The sequence below is a fragment of the Rahnella sp. BIGb0603 genome (genome assembly GCF_024808755.1).
Taxonomy (GTDB): domain Bacteria; phylum Pseudomonadota; class Gammaproteobacteria; order Enterobacterales; family Enterobacteriaceae; genus Rahnella; species Rahnella contaminans.
Genome location: NZ_JANUEX010000002.1, coordinates 319138 through 337632, shown reverse-complemented (window position 1 = coordinate 337632; position 18495 = coordinate 319138). Strand labels below are relative to the sequence as shown.

The window sequence follows — 18495 nt, the reverse complement described above, 5'->3', positions numbered from 1 at the left end:
GTTTGTTCTTCGTTGGTGCAATCGTTCGCAGATGATGCACTTCGTCTGAGCAAATCTCCGTTGTCTTAGTCATGCTTAATCAAAGGTAGACCTTTTTTATGAATAACGTAGCGCACGGAACTGAAGAATTAATGCCAGTATTTGATGGACATAACGATGTTTTGCTACAGCTTTGGAAAGAACATCGTCAAAATCCTGAACGCGCATTCCTTCAGGGACCCGCCAGCGGACAATTAGACCTGCCGCGCTGTCGTGAAGCGGGCTTTGCCGGCGGGCTGTTTGCCGCGTGGGTACCCACTCCAGATATTGATCTAGCAAATAGCGTGCCTGATCGCTCAGTCGACACGCGATTCCTTGCGGAAGGTACTCAAAAACATCCTGATTTTTCTCCGACACCTTCTTTCGATTTTGCACGCGATGTCACATTTGGCATGATGGCGTTTTTGCTCAGAATTGAAGAACAGTCGCAAGGAAAGGTGAAAATTTGCCGTACGGCGCAGGAAATTCGTCAGTCAATAGATAACCATGCATTAGCTGTGGTTATGCATATTGAAGGAGCCGAAGCGATAGATGAGGATTTATATAATCTGGATGTGCTTTACAGCATGGGGTTGCGTTCGCTGGGGCCAGTCTGGAGCCGTCCGAACATCTTCGGTCACGGTGTCCCGTTCAAATATCAAACCTCGCCGGATACCGGTCCGGGGCTGACGGAAGCGGGCGTCCGGTTGGTGAAGGCCTGTAATCAGAAACGCATCATGATTGATCTGTCGCACCTCAATGAAAAAGGCTTCTGGGAAATTGCCGGGCTGAGTGATGCGCCGCTGGTCGCCAGCCATTCCAATGCGTTCAGCATCTGCCCGCAGTCACGCAATCTGATCGACAAACAGCTGGCCGCCATCAAAGAGAGCAACGGTTTCGTCGGTCTGAACTTTGCCGTGCCGTTCCTGCGTGAAGACGGTAAAAGAAGCGACGATACCGGCACCGACATTATGGTGCGCCACGTGGATTATCTGGTGGAACATCTGGGCGAAGACAACGTGGGCTTTGGTTCGGATTTTGACGGTGCGTCAATGGCACCGTTCTTGTCGGATGTGCGCGGTTTGCCTGTGCTGGTCAATGCGCTGCGTGAAGCGGGTTACGGGCAGGCGCTGCTGGAGAAGATTTGCTATAAAAACTGGGTTAACGTTCTGGAAAGAACCTGGGGAAAATAACGTACGCAGAGAACCACGCAGCGACGTGAATTGCAGAAAGTAAAAAGGCAGCTTTGAAAGGCTGCCTTTTGTTTTTTAGCGATAGTCAGACTTATTTGAAGAAGTCTGCGCTCACGGTCAGGTTGCCGCCGCTTTTGTTCTGCCACTGACGGGTAATGTGGTAGAACTTGGCGCCTTTCGCCGCAGCACGGTTCGCCACTTCCTGAGAAACGTCGGTGGTGCTGTTGAAGTGACCGGTGAAAGTCGTGGAATCAAACGGAACCATCTGAGCTGCAGTGACGTCGTTCACTTCCTGAATCTTAGCCCCGTTAGTTGCCGTGACAGTGTAACGCTGACCGGTAGAAGACTGCGTTTCGAAGAAACGGCCTACGGAACGGCTTGGGCTGCCGGAAGAGGCCACGCCCGGAATTTCAACTTTCTTCGCTTCTGCACCGCCTGCCGCCAGCGCCGCTTTACCGGCTTCGGAATCAGCAGGAATGGCATCAGGAGACTGAACAACGCGTTTAGGGGCATCTTTCTTATAAATGAACGCAGTGATGTACTGGTTGCCGCCGCTGTTGGCATCAATCTGGCGCACGATGAAGAAGGAGTAAGCCCCTTTCTGTTTCGCGGCCTGAGTAATAGCATCATTCACGTCTGGCTGGCTGCGGAAGAAACCGCTGACAGTCACGGTATCAAAAGGCTCAAGGCCGTAAGCGACGTCTTTCGGAAGCTCTACAACGCCGTTAATCACGCGGTAGTGCGGGTCATTGCTGACTTCAGGCGCATCTTTTTTATAGATATCTGCAACTACGCGCCAGTTACCGCTATTGTTAGTGGTATTGGTATCTTGAATATAAAAATAATCTGCACCCAGCGTATCGGCACGGCGGGAAACGGCGTCAGACGCGTCGCCCAGCGTGTTAAATCGCCCGGTAATAACAATGCGATCAAAAGGCTTGATGGCGGCTGCTTTCTGCGGGCTAATTTCCTGCGCGGCATGTGCTGCGGACAGCGCAGAAATAGAAAACAGGGCCGATGCGATGATCGTTTTTGTCAGCTTCATAAAAAATCCTTTCACCTTGCGCTGTAATGTTGAAACGTGCTGAATTCTTGATGTGTAACAGGTTAGCGGCCGATTATTGCATGTAACAATGCTGAGTGTCTCAGCAATTTATGGCAATAATGCGAGCGGTATCGAGATATCACACCTCTTTTTTTACTGCCCCTAACTTATATAAGTTTGATGAATAAACCAAGTAGTGAAATAAATGTTAATTATTCACTATTTTCTAACTTTTATGCCCGCGCCGGGCGGGGTAAAGTGAGACTTACCTGAGCGATTGATCCGGTATAAATAGAATTCTCAGGTGAAATAAAGGCCTGTTTCTCACGGTTTGCAGCAGGTTTGCGAGCCCTATCAGTTTTTTTATTATTAATTGCCTGACTATCGCTGCGATACGTAGATTATTGATTAGATATTCAGTAGGTTATACCCAGCCTGCGAAAACAGATTTTCGGTCGTTAATATAACCGACAGGCTGGTAATTGAATTGTTATGTCGATGACACAAATCATCAATGAAAAGGGTGAAGGGAATACTATGCGTATTGGTGTACCAAAAGAGCGGTTGACCAATGAAGCCAGGGTTGCAGCCACGCCGAAGACGGTGGAACAGTTGCTCAAACTCGGCTTCACGGTGGCTATCGAACAGGGTGCAGGTAAGTTAGCCAGCTTTGAAGATTCCGCGTATGAAGAAGCGGGGGCCTCGGTCGTCACTGGCGATGATGTATGGCAATCAGATATCGTTTTGAAGGTCAATGCGCCTGAAAACGATGAAATTGACAAATTACAGGCAGGAACCACGCTGGTCAGCTTTATCTGGCCTGCGCAAAATCCTGAACTGATACAAAAATTGGCCGACCGTCAGGTGACGGCGATGGCAATGGATTCTGTGCCACGTATTTCCCGCGCGCAATCTCTGGATGCCCTGAGTTCGATGGCTAACATCGCCGGTTACCGTGCGATTGTTGAAGCTGCGCATGAATTTGGCCGATTCTTCACCGGGCAAATCACTGCCGCTGGTAAAGTCCCGCCTGCAAAAGTCATGATTATCGGTGCCGGTGTGGCTGGTCTTGCTGCCATCGGTGCAGCAGGCAGCCTCGGTGCCATCGTTCGTGCGTTTGATACCCGCCCTGAAGTTAAGGAGCAGGTACAAAGTATGGGCGCGGAGTTCCTGGAACTGGACTTCGAAGAAGAAGCGGGCAGCGGTGACGGCTACGCGAAAGTGATGTCCGAAGCGTTCATCAAAGCGGAAATGGCGCTGTTTGCGGCTCAGGCGGAAGAAGTGGATATCATCGTGACTACCGCGCTGATCCCGGGACGTCCGGCGCCGAAGCTCATCACCAAAGAAATGGTCGCGTCCATGAAACCGGGCAGTGTGATTGTCGATCTGGCAGCACAAACCGGCGGTAACTGTGAACTGACCGTTGCCGACAAAATCACCACGACCGAAAACGGTGTGAAGATCATCGGTTACACCGATCTGCCAAGCCGTCTGCCAACACAGTCTTCGCAACTGTACGGCACCAACCTGGTTAACCTGCTGAAACTGCTGTGCAAAGAGAAAAACGGCGAAATCGAAATTGATTTCGAAGATACCGTTGTGCGCGGCGTGACCGTGGTGAAAACCGGCGAAGTCACCTGGCCTGCGCCACCGATTCAGGTTTCTGCCCAGCCACAAGCTGCGAAAGCCGCTGAACCTGTAGTAAAAGCAGAAGCTAAACCGGCTAACCCGTGGACCAAATTCATCATCATGGCCGTCGCCATCGTGCTGTTTGGCTGGCTGGCCAATGTTGCTCCGAAAGAATTCCTTTCCCACTTTACCGTTTTCGCGCTGTCCTGCGTGGTCGGTTATTACGTGGTCTGGAATGTCAGTCATGCGTTGCATACCCCGTTAATGTCGGTCACTAACGCCATTTCTGGGATCATCGTGGTGGGTGCCGTGCTGCAAATCGGTCATGGCGGTTGGGTCAGTTTCCTGTCCTTTATTGCCGTTCTGATTGCCAGTATCAATATTTTCGGCGGATTCACCGTCACTCAGCGCATGCTGAAGATGTTTCGCAAGAACTAAGGGGTAACATATGTCTGGGGGTTTAGTTACAGCAGCATATATTGTTGCCGCTATTCTGTTTATTTGCAGCCTTGCAGGGCTTTCAAAACATGAAACGTCTAAGCAGGGTAACATTTTCGGCGTCACCGGGATGGCCATTGCATTAATCGCGACCATTCTGGGGCCAGACTCCGGTAACGTGGGCTGGATCATCGTCGCGATGGTGATCGGCGGTGCAATCGGTGTTTATCTGGCGCGTAAAGTCGAAATGACCGAAATGCCTGAACTGGTGGCTATCCTGCACAGTTTCGTGGGGCTGGCGGCGGTTCTGGTGGGCTTTAACAGCTATCTGGACCACGGCGCTGTACCGATGGAAGGCGTGATGGAAAACATCCATCTGACCGAAGTATTCCTCGGCATCTTCATCGGTGCGGTGACCTTCACCGGTTCGATTGTGGCGTTTGGCAAACTGCGCGGGATTTTTTCTTCCAAACCGCTCGCACTGCCACATCGTCACAAGCTGAATCTGGCGGCGCTGGTTGTTTCTTTCCTGCTGATGGTGACGTTTGTCCGCACGGAAAGCGTCGGCCTGCAGGTGCTTGCGCTGTTAATCATGACCGTGATTGCGCTGGCGTTCGGCTGGCATCTGGTTTCTTCCATTGGCGGTGCGGATATGCCGGTGGTGGTTTCCATGCTGAACTCTTATTCCGGTTGGGCCGCTGCGGCTGCAGGTTTCATGCTGAGTAATGACCTGCTGATCGTCACCGGTGCGCTGGTGGGTTCCTCCGGTGCGATTCTGTCCTACATCATGTGTAAAGCGATGAACCGTTCGTTCATCAGCGTGATTGCCGGGGGTTTTGGAACTGACGGTTCTTCTACCGGTGATGCGGAAGAAATGGGTGAATACCATGAAGCGTCAGCCGAGGAAGTGGCCGACATGCTGAAAAACGCCAGCTCAGTGATCATCACCCCAGGCTACGGCATGGCGGTGGCACAGGCGCAATATCCTGTTCACGACATCACGGCGAAACTGCGTGCGAAAGGTATCAAAGTACGTTTTGGTATTCACCCGGTTGCCGGGCGTTTGCCGGGCCATATGAACGTGCTGCTGGCAGAAGCAAAAGTCCCGTATGACATCGTGTTGGAAATGGACGAGATCAACGACGACTTTAGCGACACCGACGTGGTGCTGGTGATCGGTGCGAATGACACTGTGAACCCGGCCGCGCAGGAAGATCCGCGCAGCCCGATCGCCGGCATGCCGGTGCTTGAAGTATGGAAAGCGCAGAACGTTATCGTTTTCAAACGTTCGATGAACACCGGTTATGCCGGCGTACAGAACCCGCTGTTCTTTAAAGAAAATACGCAAATGCTGTTTGGCGATGCGAAAGAAAGCGTAGAGAAAATCCTGCGCGCGCTGTAATTTTCCATCGGTAATTCAGTAATGAAAAAGGCCAGTCTGTTGACTGGCCTTTGTTTTATCTCTTGTTCAGACGTTATTCGTCTTCATCTTCTTCTTCGTCGTCCGACGTAATAGGGCACTCGAAATCATCGGGTTTGATGGCAAGCAAATCACATTTCAGATGGTCGATCACCTGTTCTGTCGTATTGCCCAGAAACGCCGCAGATAAACCGGTACGCCCGATAGACCCCAACACAACGACACCCGCTTGCAGATGCTCCGCAAGGTCAGGAATGACTTCTTCCGGCAGACCTTTTTCCACGTGCGTGAATTTTTCATCGAGCTGGAATTTCTGGCGTAAAGCTTTCATCGCAATCAGATGCTGACCGCGTATCGCGTCGTTATAAACGCTTGGATCAAAATCTGGAAGTTCGATAGCAATGTTAATGGGTGTGACCGGATATGCGCCGACCAGATGGACTTCGGTCTGATTCACATGGCTGGCGAGTTCGATAGTCTCTTTCACCAGCTTGATGTTGAGCGGGTCGTGATAAGGCTCTTCGCTGGAAAGGTTAACGGCAACCACCGCTTTACCGCCTTCCGGCCACGGCTGGTCTTTCACCATCCAGACCGGGCAAGGGCATTTGCGCAGCAAATTCCAGTCCGTTGGGGTGAAAATAACGGATTCCAGACGGTCATGCTGATGAGCCATTTTCAGAAGCAAATCATGATTTCCGGAAATCACTTCCTGAATAATCGCTTCAAAAGGTTTGTTGTGCCAGACGACTTTGACATCAATCGGAATGCCAGCATCGACATAATAGTGGCATTGCTCTTTGATCCATTCTTCTCTTTCACTGATCACGCTCTGGCGCATGCTGGTTCGCTCATCAGGCGAAAGCATGGTCGTCATTTCGTATGAAAAGTCATAAATGGACAGGAAGGCTTTAATGCGGCCACCGTTACGTTGCACCAGATAAACGGCACGACGCAGTGCGGGTTGGTCATCCTGATTGGGGTCTATAGCAACCAGTAAATTCTGATACTTAGCCATGGGGACTCCTTAACACCTGTAAGAGAACGGCGGTCAGTGTATTAAGTACAGAGTAAACCAAGATTAAGCAATCGGACAGAGGAGAAATTGAGTCGGATCAACAAATTATTCCTTGAATGATCCGACGCCAATCTATTAGAAGAAAATCAAAACGGTCAGGCAGAAACGGGGGCAGACTGTCCGGCTAACTGAGAAAGCATTTCGTGATTCTCAATCGTAATGTATTTGCCTTTAACACTCAGCATTTCTGATTTCTGGAAACGGCCCAGCAGACGGCTGATGGTTTCGACGGTCAGGCCGAGATAGTTACCGATGTCACCACGGGTCATGGTCAGGCGGAATTCGCGCTGAGAGAAGCCACGTTGTGCGAAACGGCGGGAGAGGTTGTAGATAAACGCCGCCAGTCTTTCTTCAGCATTTTTCTTCGACAACAGGAGGATCATGTCCTGGTCGCCTTTGATCTCACCGCTCATCAGGCGCATCATTTGCTGACGCAGATTTGGCATTTTCCCGGAGAGATCATCGAGCGTCTCAAACGGGATTTCACAAACCATGGACGTTTCCAAAGCTTGTGCGAAACTTGGGTGCTGCAAACCACCAATGGCATCAAAACCGACTAAATCGCCTGCCAGATGGAAACCGGTAATCTGTTCGTCACCTTGCTCAGTGATGGTATAGCTTTTAATGGTCCCGGAACGAATGGCGTAAAGGGATTTCAATTCATCACCGGCCTTAAACAATGCCTGACCTTTTTGGATCGGCTTTTTCCTTTCAATGATGTTATCCAGCTGATCGAGTTCATGCTCGTTCAGGGTGAAAGGAATACAAAGCTGGCTGATGCTACAGTCCTGACAATGGATTGCACAGCCACCAGATTGGATACGTCGAATAATACGTTTTTCTGGGATCATGATAGTCACTCTGGCAATATTGATATGGGTCAATTTTAACATCTTTTGCAGCGAGTGATAAGTAGCTGAATGGAGCGAAAAGAGCGAAATGTTAAAAAACCCCGATTTTAAACAGGTTTTTTTCGGAATAGTTTGATCTGAACTGGGAATTAAGTCGAATTGAGAATCAATGAGATTTAAAAAGGCATCAAATTATCTGTGAAAATTATAATTCTATTTTAATGAATTAGCCGTCTGAATCAATTTATAGCAACCTAAGGATATTCTCTGACGGTGAATTATTCGCGGGCGTGGGGAATCAATTTCTCCCCTTAATTCAACGCGCGAGAAGATGGCACAAAATGCCACCTGCCAACGACTTTGATACCCATTCGCTTCGCAACCGCATACAATGCGCAGATTCGTTTAGCTTTCGTTTAATTTTAGGAAAGGTGTAATGCAGTCTGATTCTCTGGGATTCCCATTCGAAACGACCGTGGTTTTTGTTGTCGTGGCCGTCGCCGCGCTGCTGATTGATATCTTCGCGCATCGCAGCCACAAACCGATTGGCCTGAAAAGCGCTTCAATCTGGACACTCTTCTGGATTGCCGTTTCTCTCAGCTTTGCCGGTTTTTTGTATATCCATCATGGCAAAGAAGTCGCCAGCCTGTTCCTGACCGGTTACGCGCTGGAGCAGGTGTTATCCGTGGACAACCTGTTCGTGATTATGGCGATTTTTGCCTGGTTTAAAGTGCCTGATGGTTATCGTCATCGCATTCTTTACTGGGGCGTTATCGGCGCTATCGTTTTCCGCGGGATTTTCGTGGTGATCGGCACCAGCCTCCTGGCGCTGGGGCCGTGGGTTGAAATGGTGTTTGCCGTTGTCATTTTGTGGACGGCGATTCTGATGATGCGTGCTGGCAACGATGATGAAGAGAATGATGATTACTCGGATCACATCGCTAACCGGATGGTGCGCCGCTTTTTCCCGGTGTTCCCGAAACTGGTGGGGCCGCATTTTCTGGTCAGCAGCGAGCAGGTCGAAGCTGAACTGGCGAAACCGGAAAATCAGGGCTTCAGCTTTACCGTGAAGAAGGGCGTACGCTACGCGACGCCGCTGTTGCTGTGTATTGCCGTTGTGGAAATCTCCGACCTGATGTTTGCTTTTGACAGCGTGCCTGCGGTCATTGCCGTCAGCCGCGAACCGCTGATTGTTTATTCCGCCATGATGTTCGCCGTGCTGGGCTTACGTACGATGTATTTCGTGCTTGAAGCGCTGCGTAAATATCTGGTGCATCTGGAAAAATCTGTGATTTTCCTGCTGTTTTTTGTTGCAGCAAAACTGGCACTGAACTCAAGTAATCATCTGTGGCATCACGGGATAGAAATCGAGGCGTTGACCAGTCTTTACGTGGTTCTGGGCGTGCTGGCGCTGGGTATTGTGGCCAGCTTACTTTTCCCTGGCAAAAAAGAATCTGCCTAGCTTCTAATCCGTAATTTGCTGGTCAGTCCCATAAAAAAACGCTGCTATCGCAGCGTTTTTCTTTTCTGTTTTCAGGATCCTCAGAGCGTTACACGTCGCCTTCGTTATCTTTTTCCACCGCTTCATGAATGCGATCCAGCATGTCCGGAAACGCCGACTGCACACGGCTCCAGCTCGGGATAAACGGTTTTTCACTCGGCGTATCCACAAACGCCTGGCCGGCTTCCATGATCGCGCCGGAGAAAAGTTCCACTGCGGATTCTTCACTGTGGCGGTCAAACGACAGGCCATTCATCCGCGCGTCATTCTCAAAACTGTCAATCATATCCAGCGCATTGCGGTAATACGTGGCTTTGAGAATGCGGAATGACTCGCTGGTGATATTCACGCCGAGAATCGCCATCTTACGGTACAGCGCTTTGGTGATATCAATACTCATGCGCTGCAAACCGTTGGTGGCGTCGTCTTCTGACATTGGCTGATGCTTGTGGTCGTAATTATCAGCGATATCCACCTGACAGATACGGCGCGTCGCGGTATTGCGGTGCAGTTCGGACAATACGCCGATTTCCAGACCCCAGTCACTGGGAATGCGCAAATCATTCAGAACGTGCGTACGCATGGCGAATTCACCGGAAAGCGGATAGCGGAAGGTACGCAGATATTCCAGAAAATCCGAATGACCATAAACAATTTGCAGCGATTTAAGCAGCGGGAACACGAGCAGACGCCCGACGCGGCCGTTAAATTTTCCGTCCGCCACACGGGCGTAATAGCCTTTGCAGAAATCGTAATGGAAATTCGGGTTTGCCACCGGATACATCAGCCGCGCCAGCATGTCGCGGCTATAGGTGACAATGTCACAATCGTGCAGCCCGACCACCGATGTGCGGCGCGATGCCAGGGTATACCCGGCGCAGAACCACACGTTGCGGCCTTTGCCCGGTTCATTTGGTGACAGATTTTCTTTTTTCAGCTCTTCATCCAGCGCCTTCAGACGCGGGCCGTCATTCCACAAAATACGATGACGCTGCGGCAGGCGGGAGAAAAACTCGCGGGCAAATAAAAACTGATCGCGATCTGCACGATCTAATCCTATTACGATTTCTTCCAGATAGGGGACTTTTGTCAACTCATCAACAATATGGGTCAGCGCCGGCCCTTCAAGTTCTGAAAACAATGAAGGTAATATTAATCCCATTGAACGGCGGCCTGAAAACACCTGCAAATCGTATTCCAGTTCTTCAACTTTACGGTTAGTCAGGTTATGAAAATTAGTGATTACACCATCCTGATAAAAATCGCTCATACGGTATTCTCCAATTTTAGAATAGATAAAATTATTGGAAGTCTTATCGGTAAAACAAAGAGCAATAAACAATGCAAAACCCGGCATTGAATAAACAATTTTCCCTTTAACGCCTTCCTTTAAGGAAGGGTAATAAAATGATTCAGCCCCTGGCTCCAGCCGTGCGGGCCAAACTCCGTGGTACGAAATACCTGTGAGCCGTTCCCGTCATTCACCGGCATCTGATGCTCGTGATAGCCTTTAATCACTACGGCGTAATCCACGGTCTCCAGCATCGATAAATCGTTCGGTCCATCGCCCAGCCCGATACTGGCGACCGGCACGCCGCGCTGTTGCCGGTACAGTTGCGACAGCCATTGCACCGCCTGACCTTTTCCGGCGTCGGTGCCCATGACATGCCAGAAGCGGCCGCCGCGCGTGAGCGCCAGACCTTCACGGGACAGGCACTTTTTCAGATGTGCAAAATCCAGATCGTTACCAAACCACACCAGCGGTTCGGACGCTTCGCGCTGCATCGCCAGTTCAGCCTGTGCTTCAGATAAGCCCGTCCAGACTGCGACCTGTTTTGGCGTGACGTCACCAAAGCCGCGAAACTCAAAATCATAGCGCTGGCGCAAATCGACCAGCGCCTGACGGATATCGCTGTAACGGGCACCCATGACGTGAACCGGTTCCTGTTCCTGCGTTTGCCAGCCGGGCGGCAGGTGGATAATCGCCCCGTTTTCTGCAATAAAAGGCTGATGCGTTAAGTGCAGGGCGGTCTGTAATGCCGCGACTTCGGCGGAGGTTTTACTGGTGGTCAGAATTAACGGGACATTCGCGGCAGCCAGTTTATCCAGCCACGGCTGCGCGGGTTTCCAGCTGTAATCGTGATGGTCGAGCAGTGATCCATCCAGGTCTGTGAAAATAATCAAGGGATCATCAAGGTACGGCATCTTTTCTCCTCAATTTGACGGGGTTACAGAAGCGCATTGGTCGGAATGGTTTTCTGCCCCAGCAGCTAAGTATAGATTCAAAAATGACTTTTACCGGTTATCCGGCCATTTCAGAATTCTTTACCGGTGTTAATCCGCCGGGACCCGGCTTTACCCGCAGGGCTTTTGCAGGGATAATTTACTCCGGTCCCACCGCTGAAAAAGAGGTAAGCAATGAGCGATGATGATGATTTATTCAGTCAGGAAATGGCGGGTGTGCAGCCTCTGGCGTCGGATAAACGGGTGGTCTACCTCAGGAACTCAGCCACAGGGAACAAACCGGAAACCGGAGATGCCGCCGAAAAGCGTGACAATCCGCTGACCACCGGATTTCTGAATATCCTGCCGTGCGACGAACCCCTGGAATACAAACACGACGGCGTACAGCAGGGCGTGCTCGACAAACTCCGGCAGGGGAAATATCCGCTGGAGGCCAGCCTGAACTTGCTGCGTAAACCGGTCGAACAGTGCCGTCAGGAGCTTTTTGCTTTCTTCTGTCAGGCGCAGGCGGAGAATCTACGCACCCTGTTAATCATTCATGGCCGTGGCCGGAATGACCAAAGCCACGCCAATATCGTGCGCAGCTACGTCGCAAAATGGCTTAAACAGCTTGATGACGTGCAGGCTTTCAGCGTGGCAATCCAGAAAGACGGCGGTGCGGGCGCCTGTTACGTTGCGCTGAAGAAAACAGCGCAGGCCAAACAGGAAAACTGGGAGCGCCACGCCAAACGCAGCCGCTGACCCGAAACCTTTGACAGAAACTTTGTTGCGTCGTGGTTTAAGCGCGACCCTTTAATGTCCTGATACTTTTTCTGCCCGGCGACGGGCACTCAACTGAGCCATTTTCATGTTTTCAAAACCGGTTTATGTAGGTAGCACACTGTTGCTGTGTGCGGTGAGTCTGCTGTCTGCCTGCGATGGTGGCGCATCTGATGCTAAAGATGCGCTGGTGATTGAAGGAAAAACCATGGGCACGTTTTATCGTGTCAGCCTGGCGGGAGTGGATAAAAACCGGGAAGCCCCGCTGCGTGAACAAATCGAAGCGCAGCTCAAAGAAGATGATCACGAACTGTCGACCTACAAAGAAGACTCGGTTTTATCGCGTTTTAATCAGTATCAGGGCAACGTGCCACAACCGGTAAGCGCGGGGATGGCGGATGCCGTGGTGACGTCAATGCGCATTGGTCAGCTGACCGGCGGCGCAATGGACATTACTGTCGGACCGCTGGTGAATCTGTGGGGATTCGGCCCGGATAAACAGCCGGTGAAAATGCCGACGCCGGAACAGATTGCGGATGCCCGTCAGCGCACGGGTTTACAACATCTGAAAGTGATCCAGCAGAGCGACGGGCAATATCTGCAAAAAGATTTGCAGGGGATGTATGTCGATCTCTCGACCGTTGGCGAAGGTTACGCGACCGATCATCTGGCGCGCCTGATTGAAGGTAACGGTATCAGCAATTATCTGGTGTCGGTGGGCGGTGCAGTGGTTTCACGCGGACACAATCCGAAGGGGAATCCTTGGCAGGTGGCGATTCAGAAACCGACGGACAAAGAGACGGCGGTGCAGGCGATTGTCGATTTACAGGGCATGGGGATCAGCACCTCCGGCAGCTACCGTAATTACTATGAGCTGAACGGCAAACGGTTGTCGCACATTATTGACCCGGCGACCGGTTCGCCGATCACCCATAAGCTGGTTTCTGCGACCGTAATTGCGCCGACTGCGCTGGAAGCGGATGGTTGGGACACCGGCCTGATGGTGCTGGGCACCCATAAAGCGCTGGCGCTGGCGGAGAAAGAACATCTGGCGGTGTATCTCATCACCAAAGAGGGCGACACGTTCAAAACCTACATGTCGCCGCAGTTCAAAGCCTACCTGAAAGATCCGGAGTAACCGTTTCACAGGGTTCCGTGCAGTTTCTCCGTCAGGAAATCGAGAAACACGCGTAACGCCGGAGACTGACCTTTGTGGCTGGCATACAGCGCCGAAATCTCAGACGGCGGTGTTTGCCAGTCCGGCAGAAAATAGTGCAGCCTTCCCGACGCTAACTCCTCTTTGCATGCCATTTCCGGCAGCAGTGCAACGCCTAATCCGTCCACTGCGGCCTGACGCAGCACCAGCAGATTATTGCTGATCATCTTCGGTGTTAATTCTACTTTGCGGGCGCCGTCTTGCGGATGCGACAGCTCCCAATGGCCCGCCGCCCACGGCGTTTTGCGCACCAACGTTGGCAGATAACTCAGTTGATCCGCTGAGGGCACGGACGGCAGCGCCGCGATAAACGCCGGGCTGGCAACCAGCACGTAACGAAGCAGGCCGAGCGCTTTACGGTACAAACCGGAATCATCGAGCGGCTCGCTGTGCGAGTGCACGGTGACGTCGAAATTCTCCTCCAGCAAATCCACCGACCGGTTAATGGCCAGAAGCTCCAGTTGTATATCGGGAAAACGGGTCAGAAATTCCGTCATCAGCGGCGCGACCACCATTTCCGCCATCATCACCGGTGTGCACACACGCAGCAGTCCGCGCGGATTTTGCTGCAAATCGTCGATGACCTGCCGCGCTGCCTGCGCCTGTTGCACTAATTTCTGGCATTCAACCGCGTAGCATTCACCCACGCTGGTGACTGAGAAATGGCGAGACGTGCGTTGCAGCAAACGTACGCCGAGGCGGGTTTCCAGCGCGTCAATCCGGCGGCTGAGCAGGGATTTCGACACGCCCAGCGCGCGGCCTGCGGCGGTAAAACCCTGATGTTTCACTACGGCGGCAAACAGCGCCATGTCATTGAGATCTTCCGGCATTGGTGAAGGCTTCCGTCGTTGCATTAATGGGACGATGTGTTGCGATATTAGGTATTTTTCATTATTACAACAACGATTACCCTGTGTTTATGCAAACAAACTTATTGAAACAGGATAACCCGATGAAAATTTTACACCTCGATTCCAGCCCGTTTATCACGGGTTCTGTCTCCCGCGAGCTGTCTGCAATGATCGTCGCCGAACTTTGCGCACGTAATCCCGGCGCAGAAGTTACCTACCGCGATCTGGGCGTCACGCCGCCGCCTCATCTTTCTGCCGCCGCCATGAGCCTGTTGCACAACGCGCAGGACGAAGTGATTACACCGCAACTTCAGGCGGAGCTGGACGGGATTTATCAGTCCATCGAAGAGCTGACGGCCTGCGACGTGCTGGTGATTGGCGCGCCGATGTATAACCACGCGGTCCCCAGCAACCTGAAGGCGTGGATCGACCAGGTCTGTCAGAAAGGGAAAACGTTCCGCTATACGCCACAAGGTGTCATCGGGCTGATCCCCGGTAAAACGGCGTTTATCGCCTCAACCCGTGGCGGCGTTTACAGTACGGAGGAAGGCAAGTTGCATGATTTCCAGGAGCCGTATCTGGCCTCTATTCTGGAACTGATGGGCGTGGCGGATTGCCACATTATTCGTGCGGAAGGCGTGAGCCGTCAGGCAATCGGACGCAAGAAAGGGCTGGCGCAAGGGCGCGAAACGCTGCTTCAGATTTTGAATGCCTGAAGCAGCGCACCGGGTTTAGTGCTTGGCGGTGCTTACCAGTTCAAACAATACGACTGTTCGTGACGTACAGATGTATTCGCGGCCAAACTCAAAGTTATGCTCGTTCACATCATCGGGCTGGAAAGTATCAAGAATATGACGCCAGCCTTCGCCGTGCGCCACGGACGGGAGCGTGAATACGACATCTTTATGCGAGGCGTTAAACAGCAGCAACACCGTGCTTAATGAACCCTGACGTAGCAAACCGGTCGGCTGTGCGCGGCCATCAAGCAGCATTGCGATGCATTTTGCGTGCGGATCTTTCCACGCGGCATCGGTCATTTCCGGCCCTTGCGGCTGGAACCAGCTGACGTCTTTCACACCGAGTTTTTCATGCACCGCGCCGGTCAGAAAGCGGCCACGGTGCAGGATCGGAAAACGCTTGCGCAGGGCAATCAGCCGGTAAGTGAAGAGCAGTAATGACTGGCCTTTTTCCTCAATATTCCAGTTTACCCACGCGATATCGGTGTCCTGACAATAGGCATTGTTGTTGCCGTTTTGCGATCGCGCGAATTCATCACCGGCCAGCAGCATTGGCGTGCCTTGCGAAAACAGCAGCGTCGCCAGCATATTGCGCATCTGCCGCAGCCGCAGTTCATTAATCGCCGGATCCTCCGCCGGGCCTTCCACGCCGTAGTTTGCTGAAATGTTGTTATCGCTGCCGTCTTTGCCGTTCTCGCCGTTGGCTTCGTTGTGCTTGTTCGCGTAAGACACCCAGTCGTTAAGCGTGAAGCCGTCGTGCGCGGTAATAAAGTTCACCGACGCATAAGGTTTGCGTCCCCGGTGATTAAACAAATCTGCCGAGCCGGAAAGGCGGGTGGCAAACTGCGCGAGCTGGCCTTCGTCGCCGCGCCAGAATTTACGCACCGTGTCGCGGAACCGGTCATTCCACTCCATCCAGCCCGGCGGGAAGCCACCGACCTGATAGCCGCCGGGGCCGCAGTCCCAGGGTTCTGCAATCAGTTTGCACTGGCTGAGCACCGGATCCTGACGGCAGGTATCGAGGAAACCACAGCCTTCGTCGAAACCATAGCTTTCGCGCCCGAGAATGGTCGCGAGGTCAAAGCGGAAACCGTCGACCTGCATTTCGGTCGCCCAGTAACGCAGTGAATCCGTCACCATTTGCAGCACACGTGGATGGCTGAGATTGAGCGTATTGCCGGTCCCCGTGTCATTGATGTAATAACGCTTATTGTCCGGCATCAGGCGGTAATAGCTGGCGTTATCAATGCCTTTGAACGAGAGCGTCGGGCCAAGTTCATTGCCTTCCGCCGTGTGGTTGTAAACCACGTCGAGAATGACCTCAATATTTGCCGCGTGCAGGGTGGCAATCATCTGCTTGAATTCATTAACGGTGTGCGTCGCCATATATTGCGGGTGCGGCGCGAAGAAACTCAGCGTGTTGTAACCCCAGAAATTATGCAGCCCTTTATCCTGCAAATGCCGGTCATCGGTGAACGCATGAATTGGCATCAGCTCAACCGACGTCACGCCGAGCGAACGGAGATATTCCACGATGTGCGGCGTACTCATTCCGGAGAATGTGCCGCGCAGATGCTCCGGCACTGCCGGATGACGCATGGTGTAACCGCGTACGTGAGTTTCATAAATCAGCGTTTTTTCCCACGGAATATGGCGTTTGCGCGAACGCGCCCAGGAAAATGCCGGATCGATGACCCGGCATTTAGGCAGAAATTCCGCGCTGTCGCGGTTATCAATATGCAGGTCTTTCTTCGCGCTTTGCATGTCATAGGCAAACAGCGCGTCGTCCCATTTCAGTTCGCCGACAATTTGCTTGGCATAAGGGTCGAGCAGTAATTTGGCCGGATTAAACCGGTGGCCGTCATGCGGCGCATAAGGGCCGTGAACGCGGTAAGCATAAAGCAGACCGGGGCGGGCGTCCGGCAGATAGCCATGCCAGACCTCGTCGGTATATTCGGGCAGTTCAATCACGTCATACTGCTCACCGGCTTCATTAAACAGGCACAGCTCAACTTTTGTGGCGTTGGCAGAAAACAGCGCAAAGTTTACGCCCAGACCGTCCCAGGTTGCGCCGAGCGGGACGGGCAATCCTTCGCGCACGCGGGTGGTGTGTCCGGAATCGAAGCTGCGGACAATTTCGCCGTCGCTGTAAGGATGAATAATGCGGACACCCAAAGCGTCAACGGCGATATCAACCTGTGCATGAGAAGGGACGGTGCGGACTTCGTCCGCCGTAGCTGTGGGTTTACTTGTCTTACCAGATCGGGCCTTTGTCATACTCGACGTCACTCCGTTTCAGGGAAATCTGACAATAAATTACCGAAAGAGGCCTGTCTGCGCATGCACAGGCAATACCAAGGAGTGTAGACCGGACTGGCAAAATTGACCTGAAAACCGCGAAAAGCTGTACAAGCCGAGAGGCTTCGTCAATAGTGAAAATGAAAAGCTAGCCTGCTAGTGATTATAAGAATTCATCCCCGAGGATTTCCTTTATGACCATCGCTTTGCTGAGCCACATCGAACTTGATGCGGGTTACCCTGAACGGTTTGAAGCTGCCGGATATTCCCTGCATTTCGCCACCACGCCGGAACAGCGCGCCAATATTGATCCGGACATCGCACGAACCCTCCGCGCCATTTTAACCATCGGCACCATTGGTGTGAGCGCGGCGGAAATCGCGGCATTGCCCGCGCTGGAAATCATCTGTGCGCAGGGCGTCGGCTTTGAACATATCGACGTGGCGGCGGCAAAACAGCGCGGCATTCTGGTCACACACGGGCCGGGCACCAACAGTTCTTCGGTTGCGGATCATACGCTGGCGCTGGTGCTGGCAATCACGCGGCGGATCCCGCAGTTCGATGCTGCGGTGCGCGCCGGAGAATGGAAAAAAACGCGCTGGAACGTAGACGGAATGGCCGGTAAACGGCTGGGGATTATTGGTCTGGGCAACATCGGTGCGCTGATTGCCCGCCGCGCCGCCGGTGGCTTTGATATGGACGTGGGATATCACAACCGCCGTGCGCAGGAAAACAGCCCGTATCAGTATTTCCCAGGCGTCACAGAACTGGCCGCCTGGGCGGATTATCTGGTTGTCGCCACGCCCGGCGGTGCCCATACCACGCGACTGGTGAATGCGCAGGTGCTGCAAGCACTGGGGGAAAACGGTTATCTGATTAACATTTCGCGGGGCAGTGTGGTGGACAGTGACGCGCTGATTGCCAGTCTGCAACGCCGTGAAATCGCCGGTGCCGCGCTGGATGTGGTTGACGGAGAACCGAAAGTACCGGCAGAAATGCTGACGCTGGATAATCTGGTGCTGACGCCGCATGTGGCCGGACGGTCGCCGGAATCTGTCGAAAATATGATGACGCTGGTGCAGTCAAATCTGGATGCCTTTTTTTCAGGTCAGCCGGTCGTGACTCCGGTGCCTGAATAATCCCCCGGTTTATTGACCCGATAATGAGAGAAAACGCCGCCTGCCGGCGTTTTTTTATGGGCGCTGAAAATCCGGTGAACA

At 52.5% G+C, this 18495-nt stretch carries 15 protein-coding genes; 8 read left to right on the top strand and 7 right to left on the bottom strand.

Annotated features, from left to right (window positions below):
- Window positions 1–98: 98 nt before the first annotated feature.
- Window positions 99–1211, top strand: a complete 1113-nt coding sequence (locus tag M2403_RS06670) for a dipeptidase (protein WP_259228790.1) — start codon at window positions 99–101, stop codon at window positions 1209–1211.
- 91 nt (window positions 1212–1302) lie between these two features.
- Here the strand turns inward: M2403_RS06670 and ydgH are convergent, their stop codons facing one another.
- A complete protein-coding gene (ydgH, locus tag M2403_RS06665) occupies window positions 1303–2256 on the bottom strand; it encodes a DUF1471 family protein YdgH (protein WP_152326274.1) in 954 nt (317 codons plus the stop codon).
- A gap of 537 nt (window positions 2257–2793) precedes the next feature.
- Here ydgH and pntA point away from each other — a divergent pair.
- Together pntA and pntB are read left to right on the top strand one after the other, a co-directional pair.
- Window positions 2794–4323 (top strand): Re/Si-specific NAD(P)(+) transhydrogenase subunit alpha, encoded by a 1530-nt coding sequence (pntA, locus tag M2403_RS06660; protein WP_165058698.1) that lies wholly within the window; start codon window positions 2794–2796, stop codon window positions 4321–4323.
- A 10-nt stretch (window positions 4324–4333) separates the two neighbouring features.
- Window positions 4334–5725, top strand: a complete 1392-nt coding sequence (gene pntB, locus M2403_RS06655) for a Re/Si-specific NAD(P)(+) transhydrogenase subunit beta (protein ID WP_217153094.1) — start codon at window positions 4334–4336, stop codon at window positions 5723–5725.
- A 73-nt stretch (window positions 5726–5798) separates the two neighbouring features.
- On the opposite strand, the gene uspE is transcribed toward pntB, so the two are convergent.
- Both uspE and M2403_RS06645 read right to left on the bottom strand, forming a co-directional pair.
- On the bottom strand, window positions 5799–6758 hold the full coding sequence (gene uspE / locus M2403_RS06650) for a universal stress protein UspE (protein ID WP_259228789.1): 960 nt from the start codon (window positions 6756–6758) through the stop codon (window positions 5799–5801).
- A 155-nt stretch (window positions 6759–6913) separates the two neighbouring features.
- Window positions 6914–7669 (bottom strand): FNR family transcription factor, encoded by a 756-nt coding sequence (locus tag M2403_RS06645; RefSeq protein WP_013575564.1) that lies wholly within the window; start codon window positions 7667–7669, stop codon window positions 6914–6916.
- Window positions 7670–8105: 436 nt separating this feature from the next.
- Here M2403_RS06645 and M2403_RS06640 point away from each other — a divergent pair, with 436 nt between their 5' ends.
- Window positions 8106–9131 (top strand): TerC/Alx family metal homeostasis membrane protein, encoded by a 1026-nt coding sequence (locus tag M2403_RS06640; RefSeq protein WP_259228788.1) that lies wholly within the window; start codon window positions 8106–8108, stop codon window positions 9129–9131.
- A gap of 88 nt (window positions 9132–9219) precedes the next feature.
- Here the strand turns inward: M2403_RS06640 and M2403_RS06635 are convergent, their stop codons facing one another.
- Window positions 9220–10440, bottom strand: coding sequence for a glycosyl transferase (locus M2403_RS06635; protein WP_152326270.1), 1221 nt, complete (start codon window positions 10438–10440; stop codon window positions 9220–9222).
- A 119-nt stretch (window positions 10441–10559) separates the two neighbouring features.
- A complete protein-coding gene (locus M2403_RS06630; RefSeq protein WP_208950727.1) occupies window positions 10560–11375 on the bottom strand; it encodes a mannosyl-3-phosphoglycerate phosphatase-related protein in 816 nt (271 codons plus the stop codon).
- A gap of 213 nt (window positions 11376–11588) precedes the next feature.
- Here M2403_RS06630 and smrA point away from each other — a divergent pair, with 213 nt between their 5' ends.
- Both smrA and apbE read left to right on the top strand, forming a co-directional pair.
- Window positions 11589–12155, top strand: coding sequence for a DNA endonuclease SmrA (gene smrA, locus M2403_RS06625; protein WP_152326268.1), 567 nt, complete (start codon window positions 11589–11591; stop codon window positions 12153–12155).
- A 106-nt stretch (window positions 12156–12261) separates the two neighbouring features.
- Window positions 12262–13311: an FAD:protein FMN transferase ApbE gene (gene apbE, locus M2403_RS06620; protein ID WP_152326267.1), complete on the top strand. Its 1050-nt coding sequence runs from the start codon at window positions 12262–12264 to the stop codon at window positions 13309–13311.
- Window positions 13312–13316: 5 nt separating this feature from the next.
- Here the strand turns inward: apbE and M2403_RS06615 are convergent, their stop codons facing one another.
- The gene (locus M2403_RS06615) at window positions 13317–14219 is read right to left on the bottom strand and encodes a LysR substrate-binding domain-containing protein (protein WP_259228787.1); all 903 of its coding nucleotides are present in this window, start codon (window positions 14217–14219) and stop codon (window positions 13317–13319) included.
- A gap of 122 nt (window positions 14220–14341) precedes the next feature.
- On the opposite strand from M2403_RS06615, the gene M2403_RS06610 reads away from it, so the two are divergent.
- The gene (locus tag M2403_RS06610) at window positions 14342–14956 is read left to right on the top strand and encodes an FMN-dependent NADH-azoreductase (protein WP_259228786.1); all 615 of its coding nucleotides are present in this window, start codon (window positions 14342–14344) and stop codon (window positions 14954–14956) included.
- Between the two features lie 15 nt (window positions 14957–14971).
- On the opposite strand, the gene glgX is transcribed toward M2403_RS06610, so the two are convergent.
- Entirely contained in the window at window positions 14972–17254 is a 2283-nt protein-coding gene (glgX, locus tag M2403_RS06605) for a glycogen debranching protein GlgX (RefSeq protein ID WP_152326264.1), read from the bottom strand.
- A 215-nt stretch (window positions 17255–17469) separates the two neighbouring features.
- Between glgX and M2403_RS06600 the strand changes: the two genes are divergently transcribed.
- Window positions 17470–18414: a 2-hydroxyacid dehydrogenase gene (locus M2403_RS06600; RefSeq protein ID WP_259228785.1), complete on the top strand. Its 945-nt coding sequence runs from the start codon at window positions 17470–17472 to the stop codon at window positions 18412–18414.
- Window positions 18415–18495: the final 81 nt, after the last annotated feature.